Here is a 22,829-nt window from a genome sequence, read left to right as displayed (position 1 = left end):
TTTCCTACTCGTGCTTGGTTTCCACCATTTGCAGCGGTTCATCGGGAATGACGACTATGGGCTTGGGTTTGCGACCCAGCGGTTGGGCAGGCGCCGGTTCGACAATAATCGGTTGCGCGCCTGCGGCAGTTTCGATCATGATCAAGCCAGCCTGTTGCAGAGAAGCCGAAACATCGACCTCAGCCGGCGCTGCAACGGGAGCCGGAGCAGGCGTTGTCGCTATCGGTTGCACTGGCGGCGCCTCAGGCGCAACAGCCGCGACAGGTTCAATCTGCGGCGGCGGTGCCAGTGATGCGGCAATGGGTGCCGGCTCAGACTCTGTAACAACGCGCTGCGGGATTGCGGCTTCCAATACGGGAGCAGCAGCTTGTTCTTCACGCATGGGCAACAGCTCGGTTTGAACAAATGCTGGCGCTTGTGCCTCGGTGGTTGCAGCAATCGCACTGGCCACGTCCGCAGCAAATTCGGCGGCTGCGGTGTCACGAGGCGCTTCCGCTCTGTCGGTGTGGTTGCGCTGCTCGCGCTCGCCACTACGGCCACGACCGCGACGACGACGACTAGGTCCTGTTGCTTCACCTTCTTCAGCGGCGGGGCCTTTGCGCACGGCATCGGCAGTTGCCTCCTGCCTGGGTTTAGGCTGTTGTTCCTGTTTCGGTGGCCGCGGAGTGCGTTGCTCGTTGCCGCCCTTTTCGCCACGCTCCTTGCGCGGTTCGCGGGCCTGGACTGCTGGCGCTTCATCACGCTTCGGGCCCTGCTGGCGCGGTTCCTTGCGTTCGCCGCCTTCACGTTGCGGACGATCGTCCTTGTTGCGTCCGCGCCCACCCCGGCCATTGCGGCGTTCTTCGCACTGAGCGCCTTCGCGGCGACCTCGCTCGGTACTGACGGCAGGTTTGACCGGAGGAGGAGCCTCAACCTTGGCAGGCATCAGCCAGGAGAACAGTTTTGTGAACAGACCTTCGTCGGCTTTCGGTTTTTCCTCAACCGTCCTTGCGCGGTTCTCGACAATCGGCGCCGGCTGGTCCGGAGTGATGCCCTTGACTGCGGCTTGAGGCTTCGCCGGTTTGGCTTCGGTCTGCGCTGAAGGCGGCTGGTAACTCTCTTCCACAGGTTTTTCCGCCATCTGGTAACTCGGCAGCACCGTGCCTTCGGCATTCAACTGATCGTGGCGCAGGCGAATGATTTCATGCTGCGGCGTTTCGAGATGACGATTGGGAATAATCACCAGATTGGCGTGGTGGCGCATTTCGATGCGCGCGATATCGACGCGCTTTTCGTTGAGCAGGAAGGTGCCGACATCGACCGGAACCTGGACGTGGATGGCGCCGGTGTTTTCCTTCATCGCCTCTTCTTCGAGAATGCGCAGGATGTGCAACGCGGCCGATTCGGTGGAACGGATGTGGCCAGTGCCGGTGCAGCGCGGGCAGGTGATATAGCTGGTTTCGGCCAGTGCCGGACGCAGGCGCTGACGCGACAATTCGAGCAGACCGAAACGGGAAATCTTGCCGGTCTGCACGCGGGCGCGGTCGAAATGCAGGGCATCGCGCAGGCGGTTCTCGACTTCGCGCTGGTTCTTCGACGACTCCATGTCGATGAAGTCGATGACGATCAAGCCGCCCAGGTCGCGCAGCCGCAGCTGGCGGGCAATTTCATCGGCCGCTTCGCTGTTGGTGCGGAACGCGGTTTCCTCGATGTCGCTGCCTTTGGTGGCGCGTCCCGAGTTGACGTCTACCGAGACCAGGGCCTCGGTATGGTCAATGACGATGGCGCCGCCGGAGGGCAAGGTCACCTGACGCGAATAGGCCGACTCGATCTGATGCTCGATCTGGAAGCGCGAGAACAGGGGCACGTCGTCGTTGTAGCGCTTGATGCGATTGACGGTGGCCGGCATCACGTTTTCCATGAAACTCTTGGCCTGCTCGAAGATTTCGTCGGTGTCGATCAGGATCTCGCCGATTTCCGCATGGAAATAATCGCGAATGGCGCGGATGACGAGACTGGATTCCTGATAGATTAGGAAGGCGCCCGATTGACCCTTGGCAGCACCTTCGATCGCGGTCCACAACTGCTGCAGGTAATTCAAGTCCCATTGCAGTTCTTCGACGTTGCGGCCGATGCCGGCGGTGCGTGCGATCAAACTGGTGCCGGGGGATACCACCAGTTGGTCCATGACATCGCGCAATTCCTGCCGGTCCTCGCCCTCGATGCGGCGCGAAACGCCGCCGCCGCGCGGACTGTTCGGCATCAGAACCAGATAGCGGCCGGCCAGTGAGATGAAGGTTGTCAGTGCGGCGCCCTTGTTGCCGCGTTCGTCCTTCTCGACCTGAACGATAAGTTCCTGGCCAACCTTGAGCGCGTCCTGGATTCTGGCGCGACCCGGATCCATGTCGGAACGGAAGTAGTTGCGGGCGACTTCCTTGAAGGGCAAAAAGCCATGGCGTTCGGCGCCATAGTCGACGAAGGCAGCTTCCAGGCTGGGTTCGAGGCGGGTGATGACCGCCTTGTAGATGTTGCTCTTGCGCTGTTCCTTATTGGCCGATTCGATGTCGAGATCGATCAGTTTCTGACCATCGACGATCGCAACGCGGAGTTCCTCGGCCTGCGTCGCATTGAAAAGCATGCGTTTCATGTGTGCTCCCGCGCGCGGGCAGGGCACGACAAACCACCCGCCCCGCTAATCGCTAGGGAGTTCCAACCAGGGTTGCAGAAGATAAGGCATGTTATGTAAGTGTGCCAGTTGCAATGTGGTATCGAGTTTGTCGTCTCGTTGTTTGATGCCGGTCGCCGTTATGTCGGAGGACCTGCGTCACGCAATCGTGTGTGCCTGTGCTGCGCGCAAATCAAGTAGTATCGCTGCTTCGGGCGAGCGAAATACCCTTTTGGCTGCTGGAAGGTAGTCATCAGGACAACGCGGCATCGATGCAATATGCGATGGAGTCGTTGCTCCGGCTTCTTCTCCCAATGCCGTCATGGTGCGGTCTTTGATTCGCTCGCAGACCATGCACGCAAAAACTGGCAACATCCGGCAACTGCGCCACCGATGCCACTTCGGGCCGTCGGGCACGCCGTCGCAGAACGGCTAACCGGTGATCATTGTATTTCAAAATGAATGACTTGAGTAAAGAAGCAGCAACCCTGCTCGAAGTTGGCGAAGAGGCCGCCGGGCAGCGCATCGACAATTACCTGCTGCGGCTGGCCAAAGGGGTGCCCAAGAGCCACGTCTATCGCATCCTGCACAGCGGCGAAGTGCGGGTGAACAAGGGCCGGATCGGGGCCGACTATCGGTTGCGCGAAGGCGATGTGGTGCGCGTGCCGCCAATCCGGGTGGCGGCCACGACAAAGTCCGCGGCGCCAGCCCGCGATTTCGACCTGGTATTCGAGGACGAGGCCCTGATCGTTCTCGACAAACCATCGGGCACGGCCGTACATGGCGGCAGCGGCGTGAGCTTCGGTGTGATCGAGCAGCTGCGCCGGGCACGACCGCAAGCAAAGTTTCTCGAGTTGGCGCATCGTCTCGACCGCGAAACTTCCGGCTTGCTGATCGTGGCCAAGAAACGCGCTGCACTGACGTCCCTGCATGACATGTTCCGCGCCGGCAAGATCGCCAAGCGTTATCTCGCCCTGGTCAGCGGACGCTGGCTCAATCCGACGCAGCATGTCAGACTGTCGCTGCACAAGTACCTCACTGACGACGGTGAGCGGCGTGTGAGTGTCGCTGCAGAAGGCAAGGAGGCGCACTCCATCGTGCGGCTGAAAGCGCGCTGGGAAAATTTCAGCCTGGTCGAGGTCGAATTGAAAACCGGGCGCACTCACCAGATCCGCGTGCATCTGTCGCACCTCGGATTTCCGATTGCAGGCGACGACAAGTACGGCGATTTTACGCTCAACCGCGAGTTGCAAAAGGCGGGGCTGAAACGCATGTTCCTGCATGCGGCGACGCTGTCACTATGCCACCCGCTTACTGGCGAACCGATTGCGATGGAAGCGCCGCTGCCTGCCGAACTGAGCAATTTTGTGGCGCGAATTGAAAACAACGAGAAACGGGACTATGGCGCACCGCCTTGAACTGATCGTCTTCGACTGGGACGGCACCTTGATGGATTCGACCGCCGCCATCGCGCAGGCGATCCAGGCAGCGGCGCAGGATTTGGGCTTGGCGGCGCCATCGGACGCCGCCGCCCGGCATGTGATCGGCCTTGGTCTGAATGATGCCCTGGCCCAGGCGGTACCCGATCTGCCGCCGCAGCGCTACGGCGATATGGCGCAACGCTATCGTCATCATTACCTGAGCAATAGCCAGTCGTTGCAGCTGTTTGAGGGTATTCCGGAACTGCTGCGGGAATTGAAGACAAGAGGACATTTTCTTGCCATTGCCACCGGCAAGAGCCGCCGTGGCTTGAATGAGGTGCTGGCCCGCAGTGGATTGCATTCATTGATGGATGCGACGCGCTGCGCCGATGAATGCTTTCCCAAGCCGCATCCGCAAATGCTCAAAGAATTACTGGACGAGCTCGGCGTGTCGCCCGAGGCAGCAGTGATGATCGGCGACACCACGCATGATCTGCAAATGGCAAAAAATGCCGGTGTTGTTGCGGTCGCCGTGAGTTACGGCGCGCACGAAGCGGCTGTACTCGTAGCGGAACAGCCGAATGCGCACTGCAACACCGTTGAGGAATTACGCCGCTGGCTGTGCAAGAATGCGTGATCTGCGCTGGATAGCGGGCGCTGTCCGGGAATAAAATTCCACGCGGCAATCAAGCATGATGGCAGTATTCAAATTTCTGAAGAAAGCACTAAAGGAAAACGCGGTGGCCGACAACATCAACGAACCCGGTTGGGAACGCAAAGTCCTCGAAAAGGTGGCGCTGGAATCCATTGCCGAGCAGCGGCGGCGGCGACGCTGGGGAATATTTTTCAAGCTGCTCGGTTTTGCCTATCTGGCCGTGCTGTTCGCGGCCTTTGGCGGCTGGGGCAGCGCCGAGCGACTGGCCGACGGCAAGGACCACACCGCGCTGGTGCAAATGAACGGCGTGATCCAGGCCAAGGGCGATGCGAATGCAGAGAACGTCATCGCCGGGCTTCAGGCCGCATTCGAGGACATGGGCACGCGGGGCGTGGTGCTGCAGATCAACAGTCCCGGCGGCAGCCCGGTGCAGGCCGGAATGATCCGCGACGAGATCGTGCGCCTGCGCAAGAAATATCCGGCGACTCCGCTGTATGTGGTGGTCGAGGATGTTTGCGCATCGGGCGGCTATTATGTCGCTGCGGCGGCGGACAGGATTTATGTGGACAAAGCCAGCATCGTCGGCTCGATCGGTGTGCTGATGGACGGTTTCGGCTTTACCGGGGCGATGGAAAAACTCGGCGTCGAGCGCCGGCTGCTCACGGCCGGCGGCAACAAGGGTTTTCTCGATCCCTTCTCGCCGCAAAACGCCGAGCAGAAGACCTATGCCTTGAGCATGCTGGATGAGATTCACCGGCAATTCATCGACGTGGTCAAGCAGGGCCGCGGCAAGCGCCTCAAGGAAATGCCGGAAACCTTTACCGGCCTGATGTGGACCGGAGCGAAGAGCATCGAACTGGGGCTGGCGGACGCTTATGGCACCACCGAGTCCGTGGCGCGCGATGTCATCAAGGCCGAGGACATTCTCGACTACACGGTGAAGCCCAACTTCGCCGAGGTGTTCGCACAGAAATTCGGCGCCAGCATGGCTGCAGGCGCCATGTCAATGCTGACGCGCTTCAGCCTGCGTTGAGCAGGAAAACCGTGGGCCGGTGATGCAGTGACGGCGAGGTGGCAGTGCGCCATTGTGCGATGCGCCGGGTCGCTATCTGTTCGTCGGCGAGCGTCAGGTTGCTGGCAACGCAAAGACGTGTATTGGGTTTGCAGGTCTTCAACAGTGCCTCGAATAGCGCCTCGTTGCGATAGGGCGTTTCGATGAAGACCTGTGTCTGGTTGAATCGTTGCGATTCCTTTTCCAGTTCGCCGATCCTGGCGCTGCGCTCGGGTTCACGCGCCGGCAAATAGCCGTGGAAGGCGAACTGCTGGCCGTTGAGGCCCGCTGCCATCAACGCCAGCAGGATCGATGAAGGGCCGACCAGCGGTACCACGCGAATACCCAGTTCATGCGCGCGTTGCACCAGCAGGGCGCCGGGGTCGGCGACGCCGGGGCAGCCGGCTTCGGACATCAGGCCGAGATCGTGGCCGGCCTGCAAGGGTGCCAGTAGATGTTCGATCTGCTGGCCATCAGGCTTTTCGGGAAGCTGTTCGATGGCCAGTTCGCGCAACGGTCGCGGATGGGCCATGCGCTTGAGTTCGGCGCGTGTCGTTTTGGCGTTTTCGACGACGAAATAAGTAATCGTGCAGGCAATGTCACGCGTGCGTTGCGGCAGAAATTCGGCCCAGACGGTATCGCCGAGTGCGACAGGAATCAAATAGAGCGTCCCCGTCATTAGCGCGAAAAGGCAAAAACAGTGCGAATTGTGACTATTGAACGCAGCGAGCAAATCAGTAACCCCGCCCCGGGGGTTGAGGCGGGGTTTCGCAAAGCACGGCTTTGCGCCGCCGAGACGGGCGAGCCATGCAGGGCGAGCCCTGGAGCAGGTTGGGGTGGGGGGCCTTCAATTTGCCTTTCGCATATTTTCATCATCAAGGGTGGCGCCGGCAACATGCGCGTTAGGGCACGGTCATGCCTTCGGCGCGCAGCATGTCGCACAGCGCGATGAGCGGCAGGCCGATCAGGGCATTCGGATCGTCGCCGCGCAGGTAACGCATCAGGGCAATACCAAGGCCTTCGGACTTGGCGCTGCCGGCACAATTAAGGGCATCTTCGCGGTCAAGGTAGCGCTGGATTTCGGCTTCAGTCAGGGTACGAAAGCCGACCTCCACCGGAATGCCGCGCAATTGCACATTGCCGGTGGCCGTATTGAACAAGCAGAGGCCGGTATGAAAGAAAATCGAACCGCCGCTCATGGCGCGCAACTGCGCGGCGGCCTTGTCGCGCGTGCCCGGCTTGCCAAAGCGTCCACCGGCGTTGTAGGCTATCTGGTCGCTGCCGATGACCAATGCATTGGGAAAGCGCATTCCGACATCGCGAGCTTTGGCCTCGGCAAGGCGTTCCGCGGTCGCCCCGGGAGATTCGCCTGCCAGAGCCGATTCGTCGACTTCCGGTGCGGCTACCTCAAACGGGATTTGCAGGCGCGCCAGCAGTTCGCGCCGGTAGGACGAGGTGGAGGCGAGAACCAGTTTGTGCGCCGAATGCGACATGTTTTTGATTTGACGGAAAAACGGCCGGCATGATAACATCCGCCCCCTTTCTCGCGGCTGCCGAAGTTGACAGCAATACGCGGCTGATTTGCGGGTGGGTGGCAACATGCAACTGATGCGGATGGTAATCGACGGAGCGGAATTTGCCCGGCGCGGTAACCGAGCCAGCGGTAGCGTGATGGTTGCCGATTTGTCGCGTGTTGCGGAATATCTGGCAAATAGCGCTGGCATGCTGGACTGCGTCGTGCAGGGAGCATGCAGCGACGAGGGTGGCAGGCATCTTGAATTGCACTTGACGATAGGCGGCGAATTGCAGTTGTGCTGCCAGCGCTGTCTGGAAGCGATGCGGTTTCCGCTACGGCTGGATAAGCGTTTGTGGCTGGTGACGCCAGGTGCGGAATGGCCGGAAGAGATGGTAGAGGATGAAGGCTTTGATGTCATTGAGGCGTCTGGGGAAATGGTGGTGGGATCGTTGATTGAGGATGAGATATTGCTGGCTTTGCCGATATCGCCACGTCACGAAATCTGCGGTATCCCCCGGAAGAAAGAGTCGAAGCAGGATGCATCACCATTCGCGGTGTTGCGAAAATTGAAAATCGATTGATGTCGAATCGAGGAAACAAGGAGCATCAACATGGCAGTACAGCAAAACAAGAAGTCCCCGTCGAAGCGCGGCATGCATCGTTCCCACGACTTCCTCACCAATCCCTCGCTTGCCGTCGAGGCAACCACCGGCGAGGTGCATCTGCGCCACCACATTTCTCCCTCCGGTGTTTACCGGGGCAAGAAGATCATCAAGGCCAAGGGCGAATAAGACCGACTCCGATGACGGCCGGATGCGAATTCCGCATCCGGCCGTTTTCTTGAGCGTGCTCAGATAATGACGATTACCATCGCGGTGGATAGCATGGGCGGCGACCACGGCTTGCCGGTCACCGTTCCCGCGACATTCGAATTCCTGCGCCGCGATCCCGGTTGCTCCATCGTCCTGGTCGGCAATGAGGAATTGCTGACGTCCGCTGTCGCCAAGTCCGGTAATAGCTTTGGCGAACGGCTCAAGATTCGCAACGCATCCGAAGTCGTCACTATGGAAGACGCGGTGGCCACGGCGCTGCGCACAAAAAAAGACTCATCGATGCGTGTCGCCATCAACCTGGTCAAGGAAGGTACTGCACACGCCGCGGTCTCGGCTGGCAATACCGGTGCGCTGATGGCGATTTCGCGTTTTGTCCTGAAGACACTTCCCGGTATCGAACGCCCGGCGATTGCGACCATCCTGCCGACCATCAAGGGCCATTGCTACGTGCTTGATCTCGGCGCCAATGTTGATTGCACGCCGGAGCACCTGCTGCAATTCGGCATCATGGGTTCGCAACTGGTATCGACGCTGGAACACATGGATAAGCCCAGTGTCGGCCTGCTGAATATCGGCGAGGAAGACATCAAGGGCAATGAGATCGTCAGACGCGCGGGAGACCTGTTGAAGGCGAGTGACCTCAATTTTTACGGAAGTGTCGAAGGCAACGATATTTTCAAGGGCACTACCGATGTGGTTGTCTGCGACGGCTTCGTCGGCAATGTTGTGCTCAAGGCATCGGAAGGCCTCGCCTCGATGCTTGTCGCCGGTTTGCGTGAGGAGTTCAAGCGCAATCTGCTGACTAAACTCATGGCGCTGTTGTCCAGGCCGGTACTGAATGCTTTCAAGTCACGCTTCGATCATCGCAGCTACAATGGCGCCAGCCTGCTGGGCCTGAAAGGCATCGTCATCAAGAGTCATGGTTCGGCGGACGCCTATTCCTTCTGTTGCGCGCTGGAAAAGGCGGCCCAAGAGGCCCGCAACAATCTGCCCGAAAAAATTGCATCTCGCATGGTCAAGTTCGTATGAATCGTATTGTTTATTCACGCATTACCGGAACCGGCGGCTACCTGCCCGGCGCACCGGTCAGCAACGCCGAGTTGATCCGGAAACACCAACTTGAATCCTCCGATGACTGGATAACCGAACGTACCGGCATTCGTACCCGCCATCTTGTGGCGGCCAATGAAAACGCCAGCGACCTCGCCCTGGAGGCCTGTCGCCGCGCATTGACCGCGGCGGGCAAGGTGCCTGCCGATGTCGACCTCATCATCGTTGCCACCTCCACGCCGGATTTCATTTTCCCGAGTACGGCGGCAATTCTTCAGCGCAAGCTGGGCGTAGCCAATTCGAGTCCGGCCTTTGATCTGCAGGCCGTGTGCACCGGTTTCGTCTATGCGGCGGCGGTGGCCGACAAGTTCATCCGTTCCGGCACAACTCGCTGTGCACTGGTGGTCGGTGCCGAAGTGTTCTCGCGCATCCTTGACTGGAAGGATCGTGGCACCTGCGTCCTGTTCGGCGATGGCGCCGGTGCGATTGTGCTCGAAGCGAGCGACATCCCTGGCATTCTCTCGACCGCCTTGCATGCCGATGGCAGCTATAGCGAAATTCTCAACGTGCCGGGTCAGATCAACGGCGGACAGGCGATCGGCGACCCCTTCCTGCGCATGGATGGTCAGGCCGTATTCAAGTTTGCGGTGCGCGCCTTGGCCGAGGTCGGCGAAGAAGTGCTGGCGGCAGCCGGCATGACCATCGATCAAGTGGACTGGCTGATACCGCATCAGGCCAATATTCGCATCATCAATGCGACGGCGAAGAAACTGGGGCTGCCAGCCGAAAAGGGCATCGTCACGGTTGCGCATCATGGCAACACCTCGGCGGCCTCGATCCCCATTGCCCTTGACGAGGGGGTCCGCGACGGACGCATCAAGCACGGCGAAACGCTGCTGCTGGAAGGTGTCGGCGGGGGGTTCACCTGGGGCGCCGCTCTACTCAAGTATTGACGAAAGAATATCAAATGAAATTTGCACTTGTGTTTAGTTCCGGCATAACGCCCGCCCGCGCGGGCATTAGCCTTCTCTGAAGACTCACGGAGAGATGAAATGAAATTCGCGCTCGTCTTTCCCGGCCAGGGCTCGCAATCGCTCGGCATGATGTCAGCATATGGCGAGCATCCGGTTCTGCGCGACACCTTTGCCGAGGCATCCGCCGCGCTGGGCCGCGATCTCTGGCAGCTGGTGCAGGAGGGCCCGGCCGAAGCGCTGAACCAGACCGTCAACACGCAACCCCTGATGTTGACGGCGGGTATCGCGGTATATCGCCTGTGGCAGGCCCTTGGCGGTCCGCAACCGGCGATGGTGGCAGGTCATAGCCTCGGTGAATATGCTGCCCTGGTGGCGGCCGATGTAATTCCGCTCCCCGATGCGGTGCCGCTGGTGGAACTGCGCGCCAGGGCGATGCAGGAAGCCGTGCCGCAAGGCGTCGGGGCCATGGCAGCGATTCTCGGCCTCGATGTGCCGTCGATCGAGGCGGCCTGTGCGGAAGCGGCGCAGGGACAGGTGGTGCAGACCGTGAATTTCAATTCGCCCGAACAGACCGTGATCGCGGGCCATGCAGCGGCGGTGCAACGCGCGGCCGATGCCTGCAAGGCGGAGGGCGCCAAGCGTGCGCTGCTGCTGCCGGTATCGGCGCCGTTCCATTGTTCGCTGATGCAACCTGCCGCAGAAAAACTGAAGGCGCGTCTGGCGACGCTGACGCTGTCGGCGCCGACGATTCCGGTGCTGAATAATGTCGACGTGCTGGTGCAAAACGAACCGGACAGGATTCGCGCTGCCCTGGTGCGCCAGGCCGCATCCCCGGTGCGCTGGGTCGAAACCATGAAGGCGATGCAGGACGCGGGGCTTACCCACGTTTATGAATGTGGTCCCGGCAAGGTGCTGGCGGGACTGGTGAAACGTTGTGCCGACGGCTTGAGCGGCGGCGCCATCAACGATTTGAAGGGATTGGAGGCGGCTCTCGCCGCCGTGAAAGGATGAATATGGACAACAGTTTGCAAGGACAGGTGGCGCTGGTGACTGGCGCTTCGCGCGGCATCGGTTTATCGATCGCAATGACCCTGGGCCGCAAGGGCGCGACCATCGTCGGGGTCGATATCAACGAAGCGGCCGCCACCGATATCCAGAAGTTGCTCGATGAGGCCGGCATCAAGGGCTGGGGCGCGGTGCTCAATGTCACCGACGGCGCCGCCTGCGAAGCGGTGGTCGGCGAAATCGAAAAGCGCTTCGGCGCGGTGTCGATCCTGGTGAACAACGCCGGCATCACTCGCGACAACCTGGCGATGCGCATGAAGGACGAAGAGTGGGATGCCGTCATCGACACCAACCTGAAGGCAGTGTTCCGGCTTTCGCGCGCGGTCATGCGCGGCATGATGAAAGCGCGCAATGGCCGCATCATCAACATCGCCTCGGTGGTTGGGGCTGCCGGCAATGCGGGCCAGGCCAACTACGCGGCGGCCAAGGCCGGCGTCGCCGGCATGTCGCGCGCGTTGGCGCAGGAATTGGGCAGCCGCAACGTTACGGTCAATTGCGTCGCGCCCGGGTTTATCGACACGCCCATGACCCGGGCATTGGGCGAGGAACAACGTAACGCGCTTTTGCAGAAAATTCCGCTCGGCCGCCTTGGGCAGGCCGCGGAGATCGCTCATGCCGTGGCTTTCCTGGCGAGTCCGGAGGCCGCCTACATCACCGGCACCACGCTGCATGTCAATGGCGGCATGTACATGAGTCAATGAACCATCGGAACAAGCCGCAGCGCTCGCGACTTATTCAGGAGTTTTCAAACCCGGAAACGCCCCGGCTTTTTGTTAGAATGCTGGGGTTTTTCGCCACAGTCTGAGTTCTTCGGAGTTCAGGTCATTGCAGCAAAACCGTTATAACAAACCCGCCACTCAGGGAAGGAGCAATCAATGGAAAACATTGAGCAACGCGTCAAGAAAATAGTCGCCGAACAACTGGGCGTCAACGAAGCTGAAATCAAGAATGAGTCCTCATTCGTCGACGATCTCGGCGCCGACTCGCTCGATACTGTGGAACTCGTGATGGCGCTCGAAGAGGAATTCGAGTGCGAAATACCCGATGAAGCTGCCGAGAAGATCACCACCGTGCAGCAGGCCATTGATTACGTGAACGCCAACGTCAAGTAATCCTGACGCGCATGGCCGCCAGCGCCACCCTTGATGATAAAAATGCGTAAAGGCAAATTGAACGCCCCCCGCCCCCATACCTGCTCCAGGGCTCGCCCTGCATGGCTCGCCCGTCTCGGCGGCGCAAAGCCGTGCTTTGCGAATTCCCGCCTCAACCCCCGGGGCGGGGCTATCAATCGGCTCGCTGCGCTCGATATCACAAGGCGCTTCATCGCTGCTTTTTCACGTTAACTTATCTTCACCCTCTTGGAGCATTCCTTGTCCCGTCGCAGAGTTGTCGTCACCGGCTTGGGGATTGTCTCCCCGGTCGGCAATACCGTTGCCGAAACCTGGCAGAACATCGTTGCCGGCAAGAGCGGCATCACCAGGATTACCCGCTTCGATGCTTCCACCTTCGCCAGCCAGGTAGCCGGCGAAGTCAAGAACTTCGATGTGTCGGCCTACCTGTCGCCCAAGGAAGCGCGGCGCATGGATGCCTTCATTCATTACGGCATGGCGGCGGGCATTCAGGCCTTCAAGGATTCAGGGATAGAGGTTACCGAGCAGAATGCCGACCGCATCGGCGTGAATATCGGTTCCGGCATCGGCGGGTTGCCGATGATTGAATCGACGCACGATGACTTCCTCGCCGGCGGCGCGCGCAAGATTTCGCCCTTCTTCATTCCCAGCAGCATCATCAACATGATATCGGGCAACCTCTCGATCATGCTGGGGGTAAAGGGGCCGAATCTTGCCGTGGTCACCGCCTGCACCACCGGCCTTCATGCTATCGGCATCGGTTCGCGCATGATCGAGTATGGCGACGCCGACGTGATGGTCTGTGGCGGCGCGGAATCCACGATCACGCCGCTGGCGATTGGCGGTTTCAGTTCGGCCAAGGCCCTGTCTACGCGTAACGACGATCCGGCAACCGCCAGCCGTCCCTGGGATACGGGCCGCGACGGTTTCGTGATGGGCGAAGGCTCAGGCGTGCTGGTACTCGAAGAGTATGAACATGCCAGGCAGCGTGGCGCGAAGATTTACGCTGAATTGACCGGCTTCGGCATGAGTGGCGATGCTTATCACATGACGGCGCCGGATACCGATGGCCCCAGGCGCAGCATGCTGAACGCGATGAAGAACGCGGGCGTGAATCCGGACCAGGTGCAATACCTGAATGCCCACGGTACATCGACTCCGCTTGGTGACAAGAATGAAACCGAGGCCATCAAACTGGCCATGGGCGATGCAGCGAAAAAGGTGGTGGTGAATTCGACCAAGTCGATGACCGGCCATCTGCTCGGTGGTGCCGGCGGGCTGGAGTCTGCCTTGACCGTACTGGCCGTGCATCATCAAATATCGCCGCCGACCATCAATATCTTCGAGCAGGATCCGGAGTGTGACCTGGATTACTGTGCGAATACCGCGCGCGACATGAAGATCGATGTCGCCATCAAAAACAATTTCGGTTTTGGCGGCACCAACGGCACGCTGGTGTTTCGCCGCATTTGATCCGGGTGGCGGCAGTGCGACTGCCACTATCAAGTCAATTGCCGGGCCGCCCCAAGATTGATCTGACCCCCGTGGGGGGCAGCCCGGGCCGAAGGTCGGGGCTGGGGGCGCAATTATTTCTTCGCTTGCATCCTTCCCGTTCAGCCGCCGCTGCACTGATCCTCATTCATGGTCTGGCCGTTGCGGCAATAGCCGTCAGCCAGTTCGCGCTGGCCGCCAGGATATTGCTGCTGGTGTTGCTGGCTTTCTCAATGGCGCGCGAATTGTGGTTGCATGCGCTGCGCTTGGGGCCCGGCGCGGTCGTTGCATTGAGCTTGCGTGGGGAGGGAGAACTGGAACTGGAATATGGCGACGGTCGCCGTATTGCAACCCGGGTTGATCCGTCCAGCACCGTATGGCATTGGCTGATGGCGCTGCGGCTGCGCCAGGAACGACGATCCCGCTCACTGTTTCTGTTGCCCGATATGCTGGATGATGAATCCTGGCGGCGTCTCTCGGTGCAGTTGCGTGTGGGGAAACTCAAAGGTTAAGCGAAGTATCTTGCGAGTTCAGTTCGCGTGAGCAGGAATATCTTGTCTTCGCTGCTCGGCGTGTCGATCCAGGTGAAGGGCACGTTGGGGAATGCAGCTTCCACCAGGTCGGCATTGTGACCGACCTCGACCAGCAGGATGCCCTCGGGCGTGAGGCAATCTGCCGCCGAGACGAGGATGCGGCGCACGATATCGAGTCCGTCTTCGCCTGCCGCCAGCGCCAGTGCGGGTTCATGGCGGTATTCGGCGGGAAGGTTGTGCATCGATTGCGCCGTAACATAGGGCGGATTGGAAATGATAAGATCATAACGGCGCCCGCCAGCGCCAGCGAGCAGGTCCGATTCGATCAGTTCGACGACATCCTGCAAGCCGTAGCGTTCGACATTGCGCCGCGCCACTTCGAGTGCGGCAGACGACAGGTCGATGGCATCGATTCGGGCTGCGGGAAAGGCGAGCGCCATCAGGATGGCAAGGCAGCCCGAACCGGTACATAGATCCAGCGCCCGGTCGACTTTTATGCTGTAAGGCAACCAGGGCGATAGTCCGTTTTCCAGCAATTCCGCGAAATAGGAACGCGGCACGATGACGCGCTCATCGACGTAAAAGTCATGGCCGCCGAGCCAGGCCTGGTGGGTCAGGTAGGCGCTGGGGATGCGCTTCGAGATGCGCTGGTTGAGCAGATCGAAAACCGACTGGCGTTCGGCATGCGTGAGCCTGGCGTCCATGAAAAAGTCGATCCGGTCGGGCGGCAGGTGCAGGGCATGCAGCACGAGCCACATCGCTTCGTCATAGGCGTTGTCGCAACCGTGACCGAAAAACAACTGCGCTTCGGTAAAGCGGCTCACGGCCCAGCGCAACCAGTCGCGCAGGGTGAATAGATCGTCGACGAGGGATTTCATTAAATGAGTAAACGCTTCAGCACGCCTTCGTAACAGGCGGCGAGAGGTTCCAGATCGGCCGTGCGAACGTGCTCGTCGATCTTGTGCGAACTGTCATTGATCGGCCCGAACTCGGCGATCTCGGAACTGATCGCGGTAATGAAGCGGCCATCCGAAGTGCCACCCGTCGTGGAAAGTGCGGGTGAGATGCCCGTTGCCTCCTGTATGGCAAGCTCCATTGCGGTTACCAGCTTTCCATGCGGCGTCAGGAACGGGTTGGCGCCAACGGTCCAGCGAATGTCGTATTCGAGATCATGTCGGTCGAGAATGGCATGCACGCGCGATTGCAGCGACTCCACCGTGCTTGCCGTGGAGAAGCGAAAATTGAACAACACCTCCAGCGTGCCGGGCACGACATTGGTGGCGCCGGTGCCGGCGTGAATGTTCGAGACCTGGAAACTGGTGGCCGGGAAGTATTCGTTGCCATCGTCCCAGTGCGTGGCGGCAAGTTCGGCCAAGGCGGGGATGGCCTGGTGGATCGGGTTGCGCACTTTCTCCGGGTAGGCGATATGGCCCTGGATGCCGCGTACCGTCAGGGTTGCCGAAAGCGAGCCGCGGCGGCCGTTCTTGATCGTATCGCCGAGTTTTTCGCTCGAGGTCGGCTCGCCGACGATGCAGTAGTCGATACGCTCGTTGCGCGCCTGGAGCGTCTCCACCACTTTCACGGTGCCGTCGGTGGCGTCTCCTTCCTCGTCGGAAGTGAGCAGGAACGCAATCGAGCCCGAGTGTTGCTCATTTTTCCTGATGAAGCGCTCGACTGCGACCACGAAGGCGGCAAGCGAACTCTTCATGTCGGCGGCGCCGCGTCCATACAGCAGCCCGTCGCGAACAGTCGGGGTAAAAGGATTGCTCTGCCACTGTTCGATCGGGCCGGCGGGCACGACATCGGTATGCCCGGCAAAACAGACCAGCGGAGCGGCATTGCCGCGCCGTGCCCAAAGATTGGAGACCGGGTTTGACACTGAGCCGGAATCGATGCGTTCGAGCGAAAACCCCAGTGCCTGCAGTATGCCGCCGATCAGGTCGAGACAGCCGGCATCTTCGGGAGTGACCGAGGGCCTGGCGATCAGCACCGTGGCCAAGGCTTGAACAGCATTCATGCGTCGAGCTTAAGCGTGAAGTCTTTGAAGTTGCTGAAGTCGGCGCCGGGTGCGATTGACTTGACCGGGTCGAAGAGTGGCGCTTCCTGTTTGCTGCCATGACCACTGTGCCCGGCTTCGGCGGTCACTGTCTGGTCGTTGTTGATCAGGTAAAGCAGGTTGTTGGCGGAATCGGCGTTCGCGGTTGCTTCATCAAGCGTAATGGTGCCCGACTTGTAGAGTCTGAACAGCGCCTGTTCGAACGTCTGCGAACCGGCTGTCATGCTCTGCTCCATCGATTCCTTGAGGCCAATCATGTCGGCCTTTTCGATCAGTTCGGCAATATGGCGTGAATTGAGCATGACTTCTACCGCGGGCGTACGGCTGCCATCCGGCTTGTTTACGAGCCGCTGGGAGATGATCGCCTTGAGCGTCACCGCCAGATCGGCGAGCAGTGCCGGCCGATTTTCCAGCGGGTAGAAGCTGATGATGCGCGATAGCGCATGGTAGCTGTTGTTGGCGTGCAGGGTAGCGAGGCAAAGGTGCCCCGATTGGGCATAGGCAATGGCCTGCGACATGATTTCCTTGTCGCGGATTTCACCGATGAAAATACAGTCCGGCGCCTGGCGCAAGGCATTTTTCAGCGCTGTCTGGAAATTGCGCGTATCGGCACCGACTTCACGCTGGTTGACGATGGATTTCTTGTTCTTGAAGATGAACTCGATGGGGTCTTCGAGCGTCAGGATGTGTCCCGGCTTGCGCTCGTTGCGATAGTCGAGCATTGCCGTGAGCGTAGTGGTCTTGCCTGACCCGGTAGCGCCAACCATGAGGATCAGGCCGCGCTTTTCCATGATGACTTCGGGCAGCACATCCGGCAGATTGAGTGTTCCCAGTTGCGGGATCTCGGCCGGAATGTAGCGCACGACGAGCGCGGGCGTGCCTTTCTGGTGGAACGCCGAAAGGCGAAAATTGCCGACCCCTTCCAGGGCGTAGCCGGCATTGAGTTCGAGGCTTTCCTCAAATTCGCGGTATTGCGCGTCGGTGAGGATTTCGTGGAGCAGGGTGGCGATGGTCGCGCCATCCATCGTCCGTTGATTGATGGGGACAGAGACACCGCTGATCTTGATGTGAATCGGCGAGCCAGTCGAAAGAAAAATATCGGAAGCCTTCTTCTCGGCCATCAATTGAAACAGGCGAGTCATCGTTCCCATTTGCTTTCCCTATTCCGCGCTGTCATTGCGTTCAGTCGCGCAGCAGTTCGTTGATACTGGTCTTCGAGCGGGTCTGCGCGTCTACTTTTTTCACGATCACGGCGCAATACAGACTGTACTTGCCGTCGGCCGAGGGCAGGTTGCCGCTGACGACCACCGAGCCGGCAGGAATCCGGCCGTAGCTGACTTCGCCCGTGGCGCGGTCGTAGATCTTGGTGCTTTGGCTGAGATACACGCCCATCGAGATGACGGAGTTTTCCTCGACGATGACGCCCTCGACGACTTCGGATCGCGCGCCGATGAAACAGTTGTCCTCGATGATGGTCGGGTTGGCCTGGAGCGGTTCCAGCACGCCGCCGATGCCGGCCCCGCCCGACAGATGCACGCTCTTGCCGATCTGGGCGCAGGAACCGACCGTGGCCCAGGTATCGACCATGGTGTTTTCATCGACATAGGCGCCGATATTGACGTAGGAAGGCATCAGTACCACGTTCTTTGCGATAAAGCTGCCACGGCGCGCCACGGCGGGCGACACGACGCGGAAGCCGCCCTTTTCGAACTCGTGCTGGCCATAATGCGTGAACTTGGTGGGCACCTTGTCGAAGTAGCGATTGACGCCGCTCTCCTGCACCTTGTTGTCGCTGAGACGGAATGACAACAGCACGGCCTTCTTGATCCATTGATGCGTGACCCAGCTGCCGTTTATTTTCTCCGCGACCCGGAGTTTGCCTGCGTCGAGTTCGGCCAGCAGTTGGTCGACGGCTTCGCCGATTTTGGCCGGCGCGGTGCCGGGTGTCAGTTCGGCGCGAATGTCCCAAGCGTCTTCGATGATCTTTTGCAGTTCGTGCATGGCGTTTCCTGAAAATTGATTAAGGTTTCAACCTAAAAACGGCAGAAGCTGGCCACAGAGGACACAGAGATCACAAAGATCACGGAGAAAAGCCTTCAAAGCCAACGGCTCTATGCTCACCCGTTGGGTAAGTAACGCTAAGGCAATAACCCGCTGTTTTTCCTCTGTGCACTCTGTGTCCTCTGTGGCTAACTGCTTTTCTCAAGTTTAAAGCTTGCGGCAAAACTCGGCGATGCGTCGCGCGCCTTCAAGGCACTCGGCGGGGTCGGCAACCAGCGCGATGCGGATGAAATTCGCGCCCGGATTGATGCCGTCCGATTCGCGCGCCAGATAGCTGCCGGGCAGGACGCTCACATTATATTGGCGCAGCAGCTCGCGGGCGAATTCGGTGTCGGCGATTGACGTCCTGGCCCAGAGATAAAAGCCCGCATCGGGCAGTTTTGTGTCGAGCTGCTCCGCGATGATGGGCGTCACTTGCGCGAACTTTTCGCGGTAGAGGCGGCGATTTTCAATGACATGCGCTTCGTCGTTCCAGGCCGCGATGGATGCCGTCTGGATGGCGGGGTTCATGGCGCTGCCGTGGTAGGTGCGATAGAGCAGGAATTTCCCGATCAGCGACCGGTCGCCGGCGACGAAGCCGGAGCGCATGCCGGGCACGTTGGAGCGCTTGGACAGGCTGGAAAACATCACCAGCCGGCGATAATCGTCGCGGCCGAGTTTGCTCGCCGCTTCCAGTCCCCCCAGCGGTTTCTGCCGCTCGTCGAAATAAATTTCCGAATAGCACTCATCAGACGCGATGACAAAACCATGTCGATCGGACAGTGCGAACAACTCGCGCCAGTCGTCGAGCGAGAGCACTTTGCCGGTGGGATTGCCCGGCGTGCACACATACAGGAGTTGCACGCGACCCCATTCTGCGTCGCTTAATGCCTGCAGGTCGAGGTTGAAACCGTTGCCGGGCAGGGTGTTGAGAAATATCGGTTGCGCACCCGCCAGCAGGGCGGCGCCTTCATAGATCTGGTAGAAGGGATTCGGACAGGCCACCAGCGCGTCCGGCCTGCCGCCGTCGATGATGGTTTGCGCGAAGGCAAACAGCGCCTCGCGGCTGCCATTGACCGGCAGCACCTCTGTTTCCGCATCGGGAGCGGAGATGCCGTAGCGGCGGCCGATCCATGCGGCAATCGCCTGGCGCAGGGCGGGCATGCCGGCTGTGCTAGGATAGTTCGCCAGTCCCGATAGCCCTTCGCTGAGCGCCGTCTTGATGAAGACTGGCGTGGCATGCTGCGGTTCGCCGATCGACAGGCGGATTTCCTTGAGGCCCGCAACGGGCGTGATGTCAGCCATCAACCGGCGCAGTTTCTCGAAAGGGTAGGGTTGCAGTAGCGACAGGCGCGGATTCACGGCGGGCAGTCAGGCTTGATTGAGGAATGTAATTATAGGCGATGAGTTCCAATCGAACTTCAACGGTGACACTCTCCCTGTTCACCGCAGCAACCATCTGGGGCCTGATCTGGTATCCCTATCGCATCATCGACCATGCCGGCATCAACGGCGTCGTTGCCTCCATGGTGACCTATGCTTTCGCGTTCCTGCTGGGGCTGGCCGTATTGCGGCGCAAATTACGCGGCGCCCGTTTTTCCTGGTGGTTGCCCTTGATCGCGCTGGCGGCCGGCGGCTGCAATCTCGGTTATGTGCTGGCCGTGCTGGGCGGCGACGTGATGCGCGTGCTGCTGCTGTTTTACCTGTCGCCGTTGTGGACCGTGCTGCTCGCGCGCCTGTTGCTCGGCGAGCGGCTGAATCCGCTGGGCATGGCTGTCATCGGCCTTTCGCTGTGCGGGGCGATGGTCATGCTGTGGCACCCCGCAATGGGCATACCCTGGCCGCGCTGTGTGGCCGAGTGGATCGGGATGGGGGCGGGCTTCATGTTCGCGCTCAACAATGTATTGATCCGCCGTACCGGCGAACTGTCGATCGAACTCAAATCCATGGCGTCGTTTGTGGGAGTGATCGTCAGCGGTGCGCTGATGTTGCCCTGGATAACACTGCCTTCCCCGACCGTCATGACGGCAGGACTTTTTTTCCTGATGCTGCTGATTGGCGTGGTACTGCTCGCGGTCAATCTGGTGATTCAGTATGGCCTGACGCAGGTCAAGGCCAATCGCGCCATCGTCATCCTGCTGTTTGAACTGGTCGTCGCAGCACTGGCCTCGTGGCTGCTTGCCGGGGAATACATGGGCATCAGGGAATGGGCGGGAGGCGCCCTGATTATCCTCGCCAGCCTGTTTTCAGGACATATGGAGGAGGACGAGCCGCAAAGCGGCAATGCCTGATTCCTGGCTGATTGGCCATGCCCTGAAAATGGCATGGCCAGAGATTGGGATGACCCTGGAGAGCCGTTTGGCCTCCTTCAAACCGAAGGCCAATTTCTTCGGTTCTACAGTCCTGTAACGGTTGGTCTCTCCTTCCAGCCTTTGGCAAGATAAAACAAAACGAAACACCCAATCATCATGCCTATCGGAACATAGATGAGAGACATCAACGCAAGCAAAACCCACGAGACTTTAGCCCATGGTTTATACTTTTTTATATAGGCCCCGACAATTAAAAATGCGATGCCGAAACATGCGGCAACTGCCAATATCCACGCAACGGGCACCATAGGCCGCAGCAGTGCATTTGCCAAACTTGATTGCATGGAAGCATCGAGTGCAGTGAAAACAGGAATAGCGAGAGCAATTCCAAAGGCACTTCCCACGCCCAGCGTAAATGCCAGAATAACCCATCCCAGCATCCGCAGAAGACGGCCTGCTTTGACAGTATTGGTGAATAACAAGTTGCTCATCGGATTTCGGAAAATACCTATCAAGAAGTTACAGATAGATATGAAAATGCATGCGAGAAAAAATGCTGGCCGGGGTCGTTCGGGTTTTGCCGGACTGAGATACGCATAATCAGTCAGTCCAACGATTGGTTCTCTTTGCTTTTCTTTGCCGGGATGCCGACCATCTCATCCGGCTTGACCAAAAGATCGAATTCGACTGCCGAAACATACCCCAGATCAATTGCCGCCTGCTTCAATGTGCTGCGGTCCTGATGCGCCTTTTTGGCGATCGCGGCGGCCTTGTCGTAGCCGATGTGAGGCGCCAGCGCCGTGACCAGCATCAGCGAGCGATCGACCAGTTCGGCAATGTGCTCCCGGTTCGGCGTGATGCCGCGCACACAATGCCGCTCGAAACTGCGCATGCCGTCGGCAAGCAGCCGCACGCTTTGCAGGAAGTTGTGGGCGATGAGCGGTTTGTAGACATTCAATTCGAAATTGCCGGATGCGCCGCCGACGGTGATAGCGACATCATTGCCGAAGACCTGGGCGCAAATCATGGTCAGCGCCTCGCATTGCGTCGGGTTTACCTTGCCCGGCATGATGGAACTGCCCGGCTCATTCTCGGGAAGTGAAATTTCGCTGAGACCCGAACGCGGGCCGGAAGCCAGCCAGCGTATGTCGTTGGCGATCTTGAAGAGCGCGGTGGCGAGCGTTTTCATGGCGCCATGCACCGCGACGAGCGCATCGTGGGCAGCCAATGCCGCGAATTTGTTGCTTGCCGTGGTGAACGGAATACCGCAGCGTTCGCACAGTTCGGCCGCAACGCGCTCGCCGAATTCGGGAGTGGTGTTGAGTCCGGTGCCGACGGCGGTTCCACCGGCAGCCAGTTCGAAGAGCGGTGGCAGGTTGACGCTTAGCGCCATCTCGGCATGCGCAAGTTGTGCGACGTACCCGGAAAATTCCTGGCCCAGCGTGAGCGGCGTGGCATCCTGCAGATGCGTGCGCCCGATCTTGATGATGTCGGCAAATTCGTCGGACTTCTGCATCAGCGTCTCGCGTAATTGACGCAATGCCGGCAGCACCTGGGAGACGATGCCCCGGCTGGCGGCGACATGCATCGCGCTGGGGAAAATGTCGTTCGACGACTGGCCAAGATTGACATCGTCATTGGGATGCACCAGCCGTCCTGTGCCGCGCTCTCCCCCCATCAGTTCCGAGGCGCGGTTGGCGAGCACCTCGTTCATGTTCATGTTGGTCTGCGTGCCAGAACCGGTTTGCCATATCGACAGGGGAAATTCGAGCGCGTGCCGTCCGGCCAGAACTTCTTCGGCGGCTTGGATGATGGCGACGGCCTTGGCGTCGGGGAGCAGTCCCAACTCACGGCTGACTGCGGCGCAGACGCGTTTCACGAGAGCCAAAGACAGGACCAACTCCATGGGTATTTTTTCCGTTGAAATATGGAAGTGCTGCAGTGAACGCTGGGTTTGCGCGCCCCACATGCGTTCGTCCGGAACTTCTATGGGGCCGAAACTGTCTTGTTCGGTACGCATTGTTTTCTTCCTTTATTTCAATTTGTATTGCTTTAGTG

The 22,829-nt window shown here is 59.6% G+C and carries 22 protein-coding genes and 1 pseudogene; 13 read left to right on the top strand and 10 right to left on the bottom strand.

Features of this window, described 5'->3' with window-relative positions; translation table 11 throughout:
• Positions 1-4 precede the first annotated feature (4 nt).
• Positions 5-2,626 carry an Rne/Rng family ribonuclease gene (locus tag K5E80_RS06100; protein WP_220635325.1) on the bottom strand — a complete coding sequence of 874 codons (2,622 nt, stop codon included), beginning with the start codon at positions 2,624-2,626 and terminating at the stop codon, positions 5-7.
• A gap of 476 nt (positions 2,627-3,102) precedes the next feature.
• On the opposite strand from K5E80_RS06100, the gene K5E80_RS06095 reads away from it, so the two are divergent.
• From K5E80_RS06095 to K5E80_RS06085, 3 genes are read left to right on the top strand one after another with little or no spacing between them, the layout of a single operon-like run.
• Positions 3,103-4,062, top strand: coding sequence for an RluA family pseudouridine synthase (locus K5E80_RS06095; RefSeq protein WP_220635324.1), 960 nt, complete (start codon positions 3,103-3,105; stop codon positions 4,060-4,062).
• Entirely contained in the window at positions 4,046-4,702 is a 657-nt protein-coding gene (locus K5E80_RS06090; RefSeq protein ID WP_220635323.1) for an HAD family hydrolase, read from the top strand. Before K5E80_RS06095 ends, K5E80_RS06090 begins: the two co-directional genes overlap by 17 nt.
• Before the next feature lie 55 nt (positions 4,703-4,757).
• Positions 4,758-5,753: a S49 family peptidase gene (locus K5E80_RS06085; RefSeq protein WP_246590888.1), complete on the top strand. Its 996-nt coding sequence runs from the start codon at positions 4,758-4,760 to the stop codon at positions 5,751-5,753.
• Here the strand turns inward: K5E80_RS06085 and K5E80_RS06080 are convergent.
• Positions 5,740-6,432, bottom strand: a complete 693-nt coding sequence (locus K5E80_RS06080) for an SAM-dependent methyltransferase (RefSeq protein WP_246590887.1) — start codon at positions 6,430-6,432, stop codon at positions 5,740-5,742. The two genes, K5E80_RS06085 and K5E80_RS06080, sit on opposite strands and share 14 nt — an antisense overlap.
• Positions 6,433-6,673: 241 nt before the next feature.
• The gene (locus K5E80_RS06075) at positions 6,674-7,264 is read right to left on the bottom strand and encodes a Maf family protein (RefSeq protein WP_220635321.1); all 591 of its coding nucleotides are present in this window, start codon (positions 7,262-7,264) and stop codon (positions 6,674-6,676) included.
• Positions 7,265-7,370: 106 nt separating this feature from the next.
• Here K5E80_RS06075 and K5E80_RS06070 point away from each other — a divergent pair, with 106 nt between their 5' ends.
• From K5E80_RS06070 to K5E80_RS06030, 9 genes and pseudogenes are all read left to right on the top strand, one after another.
• Entirely contained in the window at positions 7,371-7,868 is a 498-nt protein-coding gene (locus K5E80_RS06070) for a YceD family protein (protein WP_220635320.1), read from the top strand.
• 30 nt (positions 7,869-7,898) lie between these two features.
• Positions 7,899-8,078, top strand: coding sequence for a 50S ribosomal protein L32 (gene rpmF / locus K5E80_RS06065; RefSeq protein WP_220635319.1), 180 nt, complete (start codon positions 7,899-7,901; stop codon positions 8,076-8,078).
• A 66-nt stretch (positions 8,079-8,144) separates the two neighbouring features.
• Positions 8,145-9,149, top strand: coding sequence for a phosphate acyltransferase PlsX (gene plsX, locus K5E80_RS06060; RefSeq protein ID WP_220635318.1), 1,005 nt, complete (start codon positions 8,145-8,147; stop codon positions 9,147-9,149).
• A 5-nt stretch (positions 9,150-9,154) separates the two neighbouring features.
• Complete coding sequence (locus tag K5E80_RS06055) at positions 9,155-10,123, top strand: beta-ketoacyl-ACP synthase III (protein ID WP_281420337.1); 969 nt, start codon at positions 9,155-9,157, stop codon at positions 10,121-10,123.
• A gap of 99 nt (positions 10,124-10,222) precedes the next feature.
• The gene (fabD, locus tag K5E80_RS06050; RefSeq protein WP_220635316.1) at positions 10,223-11,155 is read left to right on the top strand and encodes an ACP S-malonyltransferase; all 933 of its coding nucleotides are present in this window, start codon (positions 10,223-10,225) and stop codon (positions 11,153-11,155) included.
• Positions 11,152-11,910 carry a 3-oxoacyl-ACP reductase FabG gene (gene fabG / locus K5E80_RS06045; RefSeq protein WP_220635315.1) on the top strand — a complete coding sequence of 253 codons (759 nt, stop codon included), beginning with the start codon at positions 11,152-11,154 and terminating at the stop codon, positions 11,908-11,910. The genes fabD and fabG overlap by 4 nt, the downstream gene beginning before the upstream one ends.
• 171 nt (positions 11,911-12,081) lie before the next feature.
• Positions 12,082-12,321: pseudogene (gene acpP / locus K5E80_RS06040) on the top strand (acyl carrier protein); the annotation flags it as partial.
• Between the two features lie 258 nt (positions 12,322-12,579).
• The gene (fabF, locus tag K5E80_RS06035) at positions 12,580-13,812 is read left to right on the top strand and encodes a beta-ketoacyl-ACP synthase II (protein WP_220635313.1); all 1,233 of its coding nucleotides are present in this window, start codon (positions 12,580-12,582) and stop codon (positions 13,810-13,812) included.
• A gap of 5 nt (positions 13,813-13,817) precedes the next feature.
• The gene (locus K5E80_RS06030; RefSeq protein WP_343213233.1) at positions 13,818-14,342 is read left to right on the top strand and encodes a protein YgfX; all 525 of its coding nucleotides are present in this window, start codon (positions 13,818-13,820) and stop codon (positions 14,340-14,342) included.
• On the opposite strand, the gene prmB is transcribed toward K5E80_RS06030, so the two are convergent.
• The 5 genes from prmB to dapC form a co-directional block, all read right to left on the bottom strand.
• Entirely contained in the window at positions 14,339-15,241 is a 903-nt protein-coding gene (gene prmB, locus K5E80_RS06025; protein ID WP_220635311.1) for a 50S ribosomal protein L3 N(5)-glutamine methyltransferase, read from the bottom strand. The genes K5E80_RS06030 and prmB overlap by 4 nt on opposite strands.
• Positions 15,241-16,380 (bottom strand): succinyl-diaminopimelate desuccinylase, encoded by a 1,140-nt coding sequence (dapE, locus tag K5E80_RS06020; RefSeq protein ID WP_220635310.1) that lies wholly within the window; start codon positions 16,378-16,380, stop codon positions 15,241-15,243. The genes prmB and dapE overlap by 1 nt, the downstream gene beginning before the upstream one ends.
• Positions 16,377-17,570, bottom strand: a complete 1,194-nt coding sequence (locus K5E80_RS06015; RefSeq protein WP_220635309.1) for a PilT/PilU family type 4a pilus ATPase — start codon at positions 17,568-17,570, stop codon at positions 16,377-16,379. The genes dapE and K5E80_RS06015 overlap by 4 nt, the downstream gene beginning before the upstream one ends.
• Before the next feature lie 31 nt (positions 17,571-17,601).
• A complete protein-coding gene (gene dapD, locus K5E80_RS06010; RefSeq protein ID WP_220635308.1) occupies positions 17,602-18,420 on the bottom strand; it encodes a 2,3,4,5-tetrahydropyridine-2,6-dicarboxylate N-succinyltransferase in 819 nt (272 codons plus the stop codon).
• A gap of 207 nt (positions 18,421-18,627) precedes the next feature.
• Positions 18,628-19,821, bottom strand: a complete 1,194-nt coding sequence (gene dapC, locus K5E80_RS06005; protein ID WP_220635307.1) for a succinyldiaminopimelate transaminase — start codon at positions 19,819-19,821, stop codon at positions 18,628-18,630.
• Positions 19,822-19,862: 41 nt separating this feature from the next.
• On the opposite strand from dapC, the gene K5E80_RS06000 reads away from it, so the two are divergent.
• The gene (locus K5E80_RS06000; RefSeq protein WP_220635306.1) at positions 19,863-20,750 is read left to right on the top strand and encodes a DMT family transporter; all 888 of its coding nucleotides are present in this window, start codon (positions 19,863-19,865) and stop codon (positions 20,748-20,750) included.
• Between the two features lie 104 nt (positions 20,751-20,854).
• On the opposite strand, the gene K5E80_RS05995 is transcribed toward K5E80_RS06000, so the two are convergent.
• Positions 20,855-21,262, bottom strand: coding sequence for a hypothetical protein (locus K5E80_RS05995; protein WP_220635305.1), 408 nt, complete (start codon positions 21,260-21,262; stop codon positions 20,855-20,857).
• A gap of 113 nt (positions 21,263-21,375) precedes the next feature.
• Positions 21,376-22,791, bottom strand: coding sequence for a class II fumarate hydratase (gene fumC / locus K5E80_RS05990; protein WP_220635304.1), 1,416 nt, complete (start codon positions 22,789-22,791; stop codon positions 21,376-21,378).
• Between the last annotated feature and the right edge of the window lie 38 nt (positions 22,792-22,829).

Origin of the sequence: Georgfuchsia toluolica (assembly GCF_907163265.1) — a bacterium.
Lineage (GTDB): Bacteria > Pseudomonadota > Gammaproteobacteria > Burkholderiales > Rhodocyclaceae > Georgfuchsia > Georgfuchsia toluolica.
The sequence above is the reverse complement of the archived record's forward strand: the minus strand, read 5'-3'. Positions and strand labels throughout refer to the sequence as shown.

Coding starts and splice junctions, on each gene's coding strand:
- K5E80_RS06100 (WP_220635325.1), bottom strand. CDS start 2,626: ATGAAACGCATGCTTTTCAATGCGACGCAGGCCGAGGAACTCCGCGTT.
- K5E80_RS06095 (WP_220635324.1), top strand. CDS start 3,103: ATGAATGACTTGAGTAAAGAAGCAGCAACCCTGCTCGAAGTTGGCGAA.
- K5E80_RS06090 (WP_220635323.1), top strand. CDS start 4,046: ATGGCGCACCGCCTTGAACTGATCGTCTTCGACTGGGACGGCACCTTG.
- K5E80_RS06085 (WP_246590888.1), top strand. CDS start 4,758: ATGATGGCAGTATTCAAATTTCTGAAGAAAGCACTAAAGGAAAACGCG.
- K5E80_RS06075 (WP_220635321.1), bottom strand. CDS start 7,264: ATGTCGCATTCGGCGCACAAACTGGTTCTCGCCTCCACCTCGTCCTAC.
- K5E80_RS06070 (WP_220635320.1), top strand. CDS start 7,371: ATGCAACTGATGCGGATGGTAATCGACGGAGCGGAATTTGCCCGGCGC.
- rpmF (WP_220635319.1), top strand. CDS start 7,899: ATGGCAGTACAGCAAAACAAGAAGTCCCCGTCGAAGCGCGGCATGCAT.
- plsX (WP_220635318.1), top strand. CDS start 8,145: ATGACGATTACCATCGCGGTGGATAGCATGGGCGGCGACCACGGCTTG.
- fabD (WP_220635316.1), top strand. CDS start 10,223: ATGAAATTCGCGCTCGTCTTTCCCGGCCAGGGCTCGCAATCGCTCGGC.
- fabG (WP_220635315.1), top strand. CDS start 11,152: ATGAATATGGACAACAGTTTGCAAGGACAGGTGGCGCTGGTGACTGGC.
- prmB (WP_220635311.1), bottom strand. CDS start 15,241: ATGAAATCCCTCGTCGACGATCTATTCACCCTGCGCGACTGGTTGCGC.
- dapE (WP_220635310.1), bottom strand. CDS start 16,380: ATGAATGCTGTTCAAGCCTTGGCCACGGTGCTGATCGCCAGGCCCTCG.
- K5E80_RS06015 (WP_220635309.1), bottom strand. CDS start 17,570: ATGGGAACGATGACTCGCCTGTTTCAATTGATGGCCGAGAAGAAGGCT.
- dapD (WP_220635308.1), bottom strand. CDS start 18,420: ATGCACGAACTGCAAAAGATCATCGAAGACGCTTGGGACATTCGCGCC.
- K5E80_RS06000 (WP_220635306.1), top strand. CDS start 19,863: ATGAGTTCCAATCGAACTTCAACGGTGACACTCTCCCTGTTCACCGCA.
- K5E80_RS05995 (WP_220635305.1), bottom strand. CDS start 21,262: ATGAGCAACTTGTTATTCACCAATACTGTCAAAGCAGGCCGTCTTCTG.
- fumC (WP_220635304.1), bottom strand. CDS start 22,791: ATGCGTACCGAACAAGACAGTTTCGGCCCCATAGAAGTTCCGGACGAA.